The following is a 10,864-nucleotide window of genomic DNA, read 5'->3' on the forward strand; positions in this document are numbered from 1 at the left end:
GCTCAGCGGGTGGGCAGCGTGGTGAGCAGACGGGACGCGACCCGCGGCGGGGGATCGCCGTCCTCGCCGGGCATGGTCCGCAGCAGATGGCTCAGCCGCTGGTGCTCGGCGGCCGTGGTGACGAGCGCGGGCAGCAGCGCGGCCAGCGCCCATTCGACCGCCGTGGACCGGTCGGCGATCAGCACCCACTCCCGTAGCGCCTCCAGCGCGCGCCGGGTGGTGCGCGGATCGGCCAGGGCGGCGCGCCACAGGTGCGGGACGCCCTGCGCGGCCGGCCCGCCCTCGGCCGCCGCACGGGCGTACCAGCCGAGGATCAGCGGAGTGCCGTAGCGCTCGTCGTCGTTCTCGGTGCGCCCGCAGGCGCCGACGAACCCGCCGAGCGTGAGGTCGCGCACGGCCCGGTCGTCGTCCAGATGGGCGCGCAGCTCGGCGAGGACCGTCTCGCTCGCCGACGACAGCAGCAGCAGCTCCACCGCCTGCGCGAGCTCCCGCGCCAGCTCGCCGTCGATGTCGTCGGGCGCGTCCTCGTACAGCCGTCGTACGGCGCCGCGCAGCGCGGCGAGGGCCTGGTCCGGGCGCTCCGGTCCGATCAGCCCGTACGCCCGCACGGCCACCCAGCGCAGCCGTGGGTCGCCGCCCTCGCACCACGTGTCGAGGATGCGCGGGATGTTGGGCGTGTCGATGAGGTGGGCGAGGGTGAGGGAGTTGACCGCGACGAGCCGGTGCCGGAACAGCTTGGAGGTGCCCCAGCCCTCGATGACCAGGGCCATCGCCGACGGCAGGTCGGTGCGGGCGAGGACGGCGACGGTGGCGGCGGCGCGGGTGCGGACCAGGGGGCGGCCGTCGTCGGCGAGTCGGCGCAGCCAGCGGATCAGGGCCGGGCGGGCGGACGGATGCCCGGTCCACACCTCACGCAGCAGCACCAGGGAGGCCCGCTCGTCGCGGAACCTGGCCTTCTGCTGGGTGACCGGCCCCCACTCGGTGTGCTCGTCGTCCACGTACCTCTCGGCGCGGGCACGTTGGAGCCGCTTGCCGACGTGGGTGCCGAAGACGGGGACCTCGGGCACGCGAGCCGGGTTCTCGGTCTCCTGGAGGAAGCGGTAGAGCAGGTCGCTGAGTTCGGCGGTCAGCGCGTAGGGGCCGCCGTCGAGGGCGGCCAGCGCGACGAGGAACGCCTTGTCCCGCAGATGGAGGGAGGCCTCGTCCTCCTCGAACCACTCCTGGATCTGGGCCTCCAGGGAGACCAGCGAGAACCGGGCGACCGCGTCCTCGGCGACCTCCCCGGCGGCATACCGGCCGAGCAGCCGCGCGAACGCGGCGGCCTCGCGCGGCTGGTGACTGCGTTCGAGGAAGTCGGCCACCTCCGGCAGGCCGAGCAGCTTGGCGGCGGTCTCCTCGTCGGTGCGGGCGCGCAGCTGGGCGGCGAGGACCTCGGCGGCGGCCGGGGCGCGCCACTCCTCGGCGGTCACGTCGTCGAGGGCCGCGCCGGGGTCGAGGGTGACGACGAGATAGGCGTCCCGTTCGGTGAGACGGTCGCGGGCGGCCAGCAGATGGGTCCAGCGCAGCGGGTTGTCGCGGCGCGGGGCGAGGTCGCACAGGACATGACCGCGGGCCTGGTGCTCACCGGTGACCAGGTCGGCCAGACCGCTCGGGCCGGTGTCGCGCACCAGGGTGCGCACCGGGAGGGCGCCGAGGCGGTGCAGCAGCATGAGGGCGGCGGTGCGCCGGCCGGTGAACCGGCCGCCGGACAGCACCAGGACACGGTCGTCGCGCAGCCGGCCCAGCAGCCGGGACATGAGCCGCTCGTCGGCGACGAACCGGCTCGCCAGCTCCTGAAGGGTGGCCTCCGGGATCTCGCCGGAGGCGGCGGCAGTGGAGCCGGGGACCGCGAGCTGGTAGATCTCCGTCTTGCTGCCCAGGAAGACATCACCGGAGAAGTGGCCGCCGCTGATACCGCCGTGCTGGTCGCCGCCGAGCAGCCCGCCGCTGAAGCGGGCCCGGGCGCCGACGTTCATGGACCGCGGGCTGTGGTCGACCAGGTCACGCCGGGCCGACCAGGCGTTCTGCGGCTGGTCGCGCTCCTCGGATCCCTCCTCGTCGTCGTGCCCGGTGCCGTCGGCGGGGCCCGGGTCGCCCGGGGGCTGGTCCTTCGCCGGGCTCCCGGTGCCGGGTACCGGGTGCGGGGGAGCCGGTGCCTCGGGGGTGCTCATGCGCGCTCGCCCCGCTCATGGCCGCCGCCCTCGCCGAGGACGACATCGCCGGAGAAGTGACCGCCGCTGATGCCGCCGTACTGGGAGCCGCCGATCACGCCGCCGCTGAACGTGCCGCCCTGGACGGTGACGACAGGGCCCGGCGCCGGGGCTCCCCCTGATCCGCCCGGCGCCGGGCCGTCCTCGGGGGCTCGGGCGCCCCGCGGCGCCGCGCCGCCCTCCGGGGCTTCGGTGCCCCGCGGCGCCGGGCCCTCCTCGGCGGCCCGGTCGCCCCGCGGCGCCGGGCGGTCCCCCGATCCGCCCGGCGCCTCCCCCGCCCCCGTGTCACCGTGGTCTTCCCGGCCGTCCGTGGCCGCGGCACCGGGTACCGGCCCGTGGAGCCACGCCTTGAGAGGGCCGTTCTTGCTCTCCATCGTCACCGGGTGGAAGTCGGCGGCCGGGACGCCGACGTGGTCATGGCGCACGACCCCGGTGTAGAGGGCGTCCGAGACGCACAGCGCGAAGTCGTCGGCCCGCTCGCGCAGGGCGTCGCGCAGCAGAGCGGCGTCCAGCAGCCGGCAGGCGTGGTTCAGATCGGAGCCGACCCAGCCGTCGTGCTCGTCCACCGCGACATAGCCGGTGGCGACGACGCCGCGCAGCCGGATCTGCGCGGAGCGGGACGCCATGCGGTTGAGCGACCGCAGGTGTGCGGGGACGTCCGTGAGCAGGGCTCGCAGCAGCGCCGTGACCGGGGCGTTGGCATCGATGAGTTCCATCACCGAGTCGCCGCGGTCGGCTCGCAGCCGACGGGTCTCGTCGATGCCGGCGCCTTGCAGCGTGCGGTCGGTGATGTCGTAGAGCATGCGCCGCAGATACGCCTGCTCCACGTCGTCCCGGTCGCTGAACCTCTCGATGTCCAGCAACAGGATCGTGCGGCTCACGGGATCGGTCATGGTCGCCTCTCGAGGGGGTACGCCGTACAGGGCAGAAGACTGGCCGCGCGGCTTCCCGAGTGGTGAGGGCGGATGACGCACTCGGAGTGTGACCGTGTGCACAGAGCGCCGGACGAGACGACGGGCCCCGCCCCGCCGCGATCCCTTTGGTGACGGAGCCCGCCGCCGTCAGTCCTCCGGCGTTGTCGGCGGTGCGGGAATGCCCGGCAGGGGCCCCGCGGCCGCGATACGGCGGAGCAGGTCGGGGCGCCGGATCAGCAGGGTGCGGCGGCCCGTGACGACCGCTTCCCTGTCGCGCAGTTCGCGCAGCAGCCGCTGCACCATCTCCCGCGAGGCGCCCACCGATCCGGCCAGTTCCTGCTTGCTCAGCGGTACGGCCAGCTCGATGCCGTCGGCCGTGCGCCGGCCGTGGGTGCGGGCGAGGTCCAGCAGGAGGACCGCGAAGCGCTCCCGCACGCTCATCGACGCGAATTCCAGCCGGCGCCGGTCGGCCGCGCGGGTGCGGTCGGCGGTCAGCCCCAGCAGGGCGAAGGAGACGGCGGGGGAGCGGTTCAGGAAGTCCTTGAACCGCTCGCTCTCCACGGCCGTCGCCCGTACCGGCTCCAGCGCGGTCACCGTCGCCGACCGCGGCCGCCCGGTCAGCGCGGCCGACTCGCCGACGATGTCGCCGGGTCCGCGCAGCGCGAGCAGCGCCTCGTAGCCGTTGGCCGCGGCGGCGGTGACCTTCGTCCAGCCGCGCACGAGGAACAGGACATGGGAGGAGGGTTCGTGCTGGTGCACCAGCACCATGCGCGGGCTGAAGGTCAGCTCACGGCCGAGTGCCAGCAGCGCCGAGCGGTCCTCGGCCTCCAGGCGCGCCAGGAAGGGCACCCGGTCGTCCAGACCGCCGTCGTCCGGCGAGGACGCCGCCGGTGTCCTCGGTGTCGCCGTCATCCCATCCCCCGATCCTCGCGCCCGAGCGGACGGATCAACGTACTCAACGCGCAAGAGCGCGTGGCGGGGAAGCACGGGATTCGGCCAATGATGTCCGCAGGGCTCAGGGCGGTGTCCGACCTGTCTCTCGGCAGCGCGCGACGGCCCTGGACGGCCGGTGGGACAAGTGGGACGAATGCCAGGTGAGGAGGTGGAACGTCCGGCGTGTCGCGGGGGGCACCATTTGTTTTGACCGAAGTCCGTGCGGTAGGTACGCTCAGACCTTGTGCCTGGGGTGTGCCCTGGCTTTCGTGCGTGCCTCCACACCGCACAGGGAGTCATGACCGGCCACCGTAATCTGCGCCCTTTTCGCCTTGCGGCGGGAGTTTGCGGGATTCGACACACCCGACCGCGTGGGTCGGCGATGTTCCAGGTTAGCTGTACCCATCGGCACACAGAAACCGGAGAAGTAGTGCCTACGATCCAGCAGCTGGTCCGCAAGGGCCGGCAGGACAAGGTCGAGAAGAACAAGACGCCCGCACTCGAGGGTTCCCCTCAGCGTCGTGGCGTCTGCACGCGTGTGTTCACGACCACCCCGAAGAAGCCGAACTCGGCCCTCCGCAAGGTCGCGCGTGTGCGTCTGACCAGCGGCATCGAGGTCACCGCTTACATTCCGGGTGAGGGACACAACCTGCAGGAGCACTCCATCGTGCTCGTGCGCGGCGGCCGTGTGAAGGACCTGCCGGGTGTTCGTTACAAGATCATCCGTGGTTCGCTCGACACCCAGGGTGTCAAGAACCGCAAGCAGGCTCGCAGCCGTTACGGCGCCAAGAAGGAGAAGTAAGAATGCCTCGTAAGGGCCCCGCCCCGAAGCGCCCGGTCATCATCGACCCGGTCTACGGTTCTCCTCTGGTGACCTCCCTCATCAACAAGGTGCTGATGAACGGCAAGCGCTCGACCGCTGAGCGCATCGTCTACGGCGCCATGGAGGGTCTGCGTGACAAGACGGGCAACGACCCGATCATCACGCTGAAGCGCGCGCTGGAGAACATCAAGCCGACCCTCGAGGTCAAGTCCCGCCGTGTCGGTGGTGCGACGTACCAGGTTCCGATCGAGGTCAAGCCCGGTCGTGCCAACACGCTCGCGCTGCGCTGGCTCGTCGGTTACTCCCGCGCCCGTCGCGAGAAGACCATGACCGAGCGTCTGCTCAACGAGCTCCTCGACGCCTCCAACGGCCTCGGCGCCGCTGTGAAGAAGCGCGAGGACACGCACAAGATGGCCGAGTCCAACAAGGCCTTCGCGCACTACCGCTGGTAGTCGCTACCCCCATCGAGACCGAGAGAAGACTGAAGCCTTATGGCTACCACTTCACTTGACCTGGCCAAGGTCCGCAACATCGGGATCATGGCCCACATCGACGCGGGCAAGACGACCACCACCGAGCGGATCCTGTTCTACACCGGTGTGTCCTACAAGATCGGTGAGGTCCACGACGGCGCTGCCACCATGGACTGGATGGAGCAGGAGCAGGAGCGTGGCATCACGATCACCTCTGCTGCCACCACCTGTCACTGGTCGCTGGAAGACGTCGACCACACCATCAACATCATCGACACCCCGGGGCACGTCGACTTCACCGTCGAGGTGGAGCGCTCCCTGCGTGTGCTCGACGGTGCTGTGACGGTGTTCGACGGCGTCGCCGGCGTTGAGCCCCAGTCCGAGACGGTGTGGCGTCAGGCGGACCGCTACGGCGTTCCGCGTATCTGCTTCGTGAACAAGCTTGACCGCACCGGTGCCGAGTTCCACCGCTGTGTCGACATGATCTCCGACCGCCTGGGCGCGCAGCCGCTGGTCATGCAGCTGCCGATCGGCGCTGAGGCGGACTTCAGGGGCGTCGTCGACCTGGTGAAGATGAAGGCCCTCGTCTGGTCCGCCGAGGCGACCAAGGGCGAGATGTACGACATCATCGACATCCCGGCCACGCACACCGAGGCGGCCGAGGAGTGGCGCGGCAAGCTGCTCGAGGCCGTCGCGGAGAACGACGAGGAGCTGATGGAGCTGTACCTGGAGGGCGAGGAGCCCTCCGAGGAGCAGCTGTACGCGGCGATCCGTCGTATCACCATCGCGTCCGGCAAGGGCACCGGCACCACCGTCACCCCGGTGTTCTGTGGTACCGCGTTCAAGAACAAGGGCGTCCAGCCCCTGCTCGACGCGGTGCTGCGCTACCTCCCCTCCCCGCTTGACGTCGAGGCCATCGAGGGCCGCGCCGTCAACAACCCGGAGGAGATCGTCAAGCGCAAGCCGTCCGACGAGGAGCCCCTCGCCGCGCTGGCGTTCAAGATCATGAGCGACCCGCACCTCGGCAAGCTCACCTTCGTCCGGGTGTACTCGGGCCGCCTGGAGTCCGGCTCCGCGGTGCTGAACTCCGTCAAGGGCAAGAAGGAGCGCATCGGCAAGATCTACCGCATGCACGCCAACAAGCGTGAGGAGATCGAGTCGGTGGGCGCCGGCGACATCGTCGCCGTCATGGGTCTGAAGCAGACCACGACGGGCGAGACGCTGTGCGACGACAAGGCCCCGGTGATCCTGGAGTCCATGGACTTCCCGGCGCCGGTGATCCAGGTCGCCATCGAGCCCAAGTCGAAGGGCGACCAGGAGAAGCTGGGCATCGCGATCCAGCGCCTGGCCGAGGAGGACCCGTCGTTCCAGGTCCACTCGGACCAGGAGACCGGCCAGACCATCATCGGTGGCATGGGCGAGCTGCACCTCGAGGTGCTGGTCGACCGTATGCGCCGTGAGTTCAAGGTCGAGGCCAACGTCGGCAAGCCCCAGGTCGCGTACCGCGAGACGATCCGCAAGGCCGTCGAGCGCATCGACTACACGCACAAGAAGCAGACCGGTGGTACCGGCCAGTTCGCCAAGGTGCAGATCGGCATCGAGCCGCTCGAGGCCGGCGACACCTCGTACGAGTTCGTGAACAAGGTGACCGGTGGCCGTATCCCGAAGGAGTACATCCCTTCGGTCGACGCCGGTGCCCAGGAGGCCATGCAGTTCGGCATCCTCGCCGGTTACGAGATGACCGGCGTGCGGGTCATCCTGCTCGACGGTGGTTACCACGAGGTCGACTCCTCCGAGCTGGCGTTCAAGATCGCTGGTTCGCAGGCCTTCAAGGAGGCCGCCCGCAAGGCCAGCCCCGTGCTGCTCGAGCCGATGATGGCCGTCGAGGTCACCACGCCCGAGGACTACATGGGTGAGGTCATCGGTGACATCAACTCCCGCCGTGGCCAGATCCAGGCCATGGAGGAGCGTGCCGGCGCCCGTGTCGTGAAGGGCCTGGTTCCGCTGTCGGAGATGTTCGGCTACGTCGGCGACCTCCGCAGCAAGACGTCGGGTCGCGCGAGCTACTCGATGCAGTTCGACTCCTACGCCGAGGTTCCGCGGAACGTCGCCGAGGAGATCATCGCGAAGGCCAAGGGCGAGTAACGCACCCCGTTTGCACGCCTTAGGCTTGACACCGACCGCCGGGGGTTCTTCCTCGTGAAGGACCCCGGCGGGCGGCACCCCAGCAAAGATCACCTGGCGCCGATGAGTAAGGCGTACAGAACCACTCCACAGGAGGACCCCAGTGGCGAAGGCGAAGTTCGAGCGGACTAAGCCGCACGTCAACATCGGCACCATCGGTCACATCGACCACGGTAAGACGACCCTCACGGCCGCCATTACCAAGGTGCTGCACGACGCGTACCCGGACCTGAACGAGGCCACCCCGTTCGACAACATCGACAAGGCGCCCGAGGAGCGCCAGCGCGGTATCACCATCTCCATCGCGCACGTCGAGTACCAGACCGAGTCGCGTCACTACGCCCACGTTGACTGCCCGGGTCACGCGGACTACATCAAGAACATGATCACCGGTGCCGCGCAGATGGACGGCGCGATCCTGGTGGTCGCCGCCACCGACGGCCCGATGCCGCAGACCAAGGAGCACGTGCTCCTGGCCCGCCAGGTCGGCGTTCCGTACATCGTCGTCGCCCTGAACAAGGCCGACATGGTGGACGACGAGGAGATCCTGGAGCTCGTCGAGCTCGAGGTCCGTGAGCTCCTCACCGAGTACGAGTTCCCGGGCGACGACGTTCCGGTCGTCAAGGTCTCCGCTCTGAAGGCCCTCGAGGGCGAGAAGGAGTGGGTGGACTCCGTCCTCAGCCTGATGGCCGCCGTCGACGAGTCGATCCCGCAGCCGGAGCGCGATGTCGACAAGCCGTTCCTGATGCCGATCGAGGACGTCTTCACGATCACCGGTCGTGGCACCGTCGTCACCGGTCGTATCGAGCGCGGTATCCTCAAGGTCAACGAGACCGTCGACATCATCGGCATCAAGACCGAGAAGACCACCACCACGGTCACCGGCATCGAGATGTTCCGCAAGCTGCTCGACGAGGGCCAGGCCGGTGAGAACGTCGGTCTGCTGCTCCGCGGCATCAAGCGCGAGGACGTCGAGCGCGGCCAGGTCATCATCAAGCCGGGCTCGGTCACCCCGCACACCGAGTTCGAGGCGCAGGCCTACATCCTCTCCAAGGACGAGGGTGGCCGCCACACGCCGTTCTTCAACAACTACCGTCCGCAGTTCTACTTCCGTACGACGGACGTGACCGGCGTCGTGACCCTCCCCGAGGGCACCGAGATGGTCATGCCGGGTGACAACACCGAGATGAAGGTGGACCTCATCCAGCCCATCGCCATGGAAGAGGGCCTGAAGTTCGCCATCCGTGAGGGTGGCCGCACGGTGGGCGCCGGCCAGGTCACCAAGATCGTCAAGTAAGTACGTCTTGCTTGAGGGTCACCCGCTGACCTGAAGAGGCCCGTACGACTCCGGTCGTACGGGCCTCTTCGCGTTCCCTCGTCGCCCCTCGCGGCGACGGCCCCCGGAAAACGGCCGGCCCCGTTGTTCACCAGCCCAGGTAGGTGAGCTGCACGACGTAGACGCGTTTGCTGTGCACGACGAGCTGGTACGTGAACATCCCGCCGGGAACGGCGACGTCACCGACCCGCGGATCGTCCCCGTCATGACTCCGGCCGTGCGGGTACCGTGCCTCCGCCGCTGCGACCACCTCGGCGGCCTTGTGTTCCACCTCGGCGAGGAAGGCGGGCGGGGCGGTGCGGGCGGCTTCCTCGGTGCCGAAGGCGTACTCCCAGGTCCAGCTCAATCGCGTACTGCCTTCATGGCCTCGTCCAGGACGGCGCTCAGCTCCCGCAGAGCCTCGCTGGCCACGGCGGCGTCCTCATGCTCCAGGTTGCTCTTGGCGAGGGCATGGCGGGCGGCGAGGTCGGGGCGGCGGGCGATCTCGACGTCCCTGGCCCAGACCAGGACCCAGCTTCGCACCGGGCTGAAGCACTGCCACTCCACGGCCCTGGCGAACGCCTCGTCCTTCGTCCGCTGCATCTCCGGCAGGCGTGCGGGATCGACGACGGCGAGGGCGGCCCGTAGGGCGTCCGGGGTCTGCTCGGGGCGCGGAACCAGCTCGTCTCCGTGGTCGGCCTGGGTGCTCATGGAGTCCTCCCGGGAGTGCACTGGCCAGGTTAGCCGCCGGGGACGACCCGGGCGCTGGGGAGCGCACACGATGTGCGTTCCTGCTGGTCAGCGGTGCTACGAGGGGCTGGGGCCCGGCGCGGTGACGGTCACGTCGGCTCCGGCCGGGCGGCAGTCGCGGCAGCGGCCGGGCTCGGGTGCGCGGAAGGGGCGGTCGCAGCCGTCGCAGGTGTGGAAGGGGTGGCGTGGGGGCGGTGGGGCGGCCGGTGCGCGGAACGGGGGTGGGGGTGGCAGCCGGGCGGTGAGGCGGTGGGCCAGGAGGGCCGCCGGGCGACGCGGGCCCCCTGCGGGGAGATCGGTGGTCAGGGCGTGGCGTACGGCGGTCGGGGGCACGTCGCGTTGCAGCCAGGCGGCGACGCCGGGGGCGAGGTGGGCGGTGTCGCAGGCGCTGAGCAGCAGCCGGGGGTCCTGCTGGTGCAGGGTGGCGAGGAGGTCCACGGCCGTCTGGAGCAGGGCCGGAGAGGGGTACGCCGGCTGGGGGACGGGCGGCAGGGGGTGCTTCTTGGGCGACTCGCGGGGTTTCCCGCGGGGCGTGTGCGCCTCGGGGGCCGTCGTGTCGCCGGCGGTGCTCGGAGTGCGGGCGGCGGTGCTCGGAATGCGGGTGGTGGGGCCGTGGCGGCGAGTCGGCGTCGGCTGGTTGCAGCTGATCGTGCGGGTGACGATCCGGCCCGTGGGGGTGCGTTCGCGTTCGCGGCGCAGGTAGCCGTGGGTCTCCAGCTCGCGCAGTCCGGCGGCGATGCGGCTGCGTCCCTCCGGGAAGCGCTCGGCGAGCGTCTTGATGTCCACGGGGGCGTTGCTCGGCAGGGACTGGATGTGCACGGCCAGCGCGATGGCGACCAGCGACAGTTCCGGGTGCTGGGCGAGGTGGTTGCCGATCACCGTGAAGCGGGTGGTGTGGCGGGCGTTCTCGTGCGTGACGCCGTAGGCACTCGGGCGAGTGCGCGTGCGCGGCTTCGCCAGGGAGTGGGGCTCGTTCGTGGCAACGGCTGACTGGACGTGCGGGGGCACGCTAGGGTCTCGGGTATCCATCGGGAAGCTGGATTCTTCCTTGGTGGCCAGGCCCTCGATCGGGATCGCTAGTCCCGGCCGAGGGCCGACGTATGTGTGCGGCTGTTTGCGCTGAGACTAAGAGCGTGGTGGTGAACCGGACAGTGTTCGGTGGGTGGGGCTGGCGGGGGATGCCTCGAACGATCTTGCTGGCCGGTCGGCGTGCATGGAAGAAC

General features: G+C 70.2%; 10 protein-coding genes. 4 read left to right on the plus strand and 6 right to left on the minus strand.

Annotated elements, in window-relative coordinates:
• Positions 1-2: 2 nt before the first annotated feature.
• The 3 genes from ACWD5Q_RS23485 to ACWD5Q_RS23495 all read right to left on the minus strand — a co-directional run bounded on the left by ACWD5Q_RS23485 (position 3) and on the right by ACWD5Q_RS23495 (position 4,075).
• Positions 3-2,210, minus strand: coding sequence for a hypothetical protein (locus ACWD5Q_RS23485; RefSeq protein ID WP_451428986.1), 2,208 nt, complete (start codon positions 2,208-2,210; stop codon positions 3-5).
• A complete protein-coding gene (locus tag ACWD5Q_RS23490; protein WP_451428987.1) occupies positions 2,207-3,142 on the minus strand; it encodes a hypothetical protein in 936 nt (311 codons plus the stop codon). Before ACWD5Q_RS23490 ends, ACWD5Q_RS23485 begins: the two co-directional genes overlap by 4 nt.
• A 168-nt stretch (positions 3,143-3,310) precedes the next feature.
• The gene (locus tag ACWD5Q_RS23495; protein WP_451428988.1) at positions 3,311-4,075 is read right to left on the minus strand and encodes a Crp/Fnr family transcriptional regulator; all 765 of its coding nucleotides are present in this window, start codon (positions 4,073-4,075) and stop codon (positions 3,311-3,313) included.
• 451 nt (positions 4,076-4,526) lie between these two features.
• Between ACWD5Q_RS23495 and rpsL the strand changes: the two genes are divergently transcribed.
• The 4 genes from rpsL to tuf all read left to right on the plus strand — a co-directional run bounded on the left by rpsL (position 4,527) and on the right by tuf (position 8,873).
• Positions 4,527-4,898 carry a 30S ribosomal protein S12 gene (rpsL, locus tag ACWD5Q_RS23500; RefSeq protein WP_003948652.1) on the plus strand — a complete coding sequence of 124 codons (372 nt, stop codon included), beginning with the start codon at positions 4,527-4,529 and terminating at the stop codon, positions 4,896-4,898.
• A 2-nt stretch (positions 4,899-4,900) separates the two neighbouring features.
• The gene (gene rpsG, locus ACWD5Q_RS23505; protein ID WP_451428989.1) at positions 4,901-5,371 is read left to right on the plus strand and encodes a 30S ribosomal protein S7; all 471 of its coding nucleotides are present in this window, start codon (positions 4,901-4,903) and stop codon (positions 5,369-5,371) included.
• Positions 5,372-5,410: 39 nt separating this feature from the next.
• Complete coding sequence (gene fusA / locus ACWD5Q_RS23510; protein ID WP_451428990.1) at positions 5,411-7,537, plus strand: elongation factor G; 2,127 nt, start codon at positions 5,411-5,413, stop codon at positions 7,535-7,537.
• Positions 7,538-7,679: 142 nt separating this feature from the next.
• On the plus strand, positions 7,680-8,873 hold the full coding sequence (gene tuf, locus ACWD5Q_RS23515; protein WP_451428991.1) for an elongation factor Tu: 1,194 nt from the start codon (positions 7,680-7,682) through the stop codon (positions 8,871-8,873).
• A 127-nt stretch (positions 8,874-9,000) separates the two neighbouring features.
• On the opposite strand, the gene ACWD5Q_RS23520 is transcribed toward tuf, so the two are convergent.
• The 3 genes from ACWD5Q_RS23520 to ACWD5Q_RS23530 form a co-directional block, all read right to left on the minus strand.
• Positions 9,001-9,258: a hypothetical protein gene (locus tag ACWD5Q_RS23520; protein WP_451428992.1), complete on the minus strand. Its 258-nt coding sequence runs from the start codon at positions 9,256-9,258 to the stop codon at positions 9,001-9,003.
• The gene (locus ACWD5Q_RS23525) at positions 9,255-9,602 is read right to left on the minus strand and encodes a hypothetical protein (RefSeq protein ID WP_451428993.1); all 348 of its coding nucleotides are present in this window, start codon (positions 9,600-9,602) and stop codon (positions 9,255-9,257) included. The genes ACWD5Q_RS23520 and ACWD5Q_RS23525 overlap by 4 nt, the downstream gene beginning before the upstream one ends.
• 96 nt (positions 9,603-9,698) lie before the next feature.
• Positions 9,699-10,670, minus strand: coding sequence for a helix-turn-helix domain-containing protein (locus tag ACWD5Q_RS23530; RefSeq protein ID WP_451428994.1), 972 nt, complete (start codon positions 10,668-10,670; stop codon positions 9,699-9,701).
• Positions 10,671-10,864 lie beyond the last annotated feature (194 nt).

Source organism: Streptomyces sp. NPDC002513, assembly GCF_053595355.1.

Coding starts and splice junctions, on each gene's coding strand:
- ACWD5Q_RS23530 (WP_451428994.1), bottom strand. CDS start 10,670: ATGGATACCCGAGACCCTAGCGTGCCCCCGCACGTCCAGTCAGCCGTT.
- rpsG (WP_451428989.1), top strand. CDS start 4,901: ATGCCTCGTAAGGGCCCCGCCCCGAAGCGCCCGGTCATCATCGACCCG.
- fusA (WP_451428990.1), top strand. CDS start 5,411: ATGGCTACCACTTCACTTGACCTGGCCAAGGTCCGCAACATCGGGATC.
- ACWD5Q_RS23490 (WP_451428987.1), bottom strand. CDS start 3,142: ATGACCGATCCCGTGAGCCGCACGATCCTGTTGCTGGACATCGAGAGG.
- ACWD5Q_RS23495 (WP_451428988.1), bottom strand. CDS start 4,075: ATGACGGCGACACCGAGGACACCGGCGGCGTCCTCGCCGGACGACGGC.
- ACWD5Q_RS23485 (WP_451428986.1), bottom strand. CDS start 2,210: ATGAGCACCCCCGAGGCACCGGCTCCCCCGCACCCGGTACCCGGCACC.
- ACWD5Q_RS23525 (WP_451428993.1), bottom strand. CDS start 9,602: ATGAGCACCCAGGCCGACCACGGAGACGAGCTGGTTCCGCGCCCCGAG.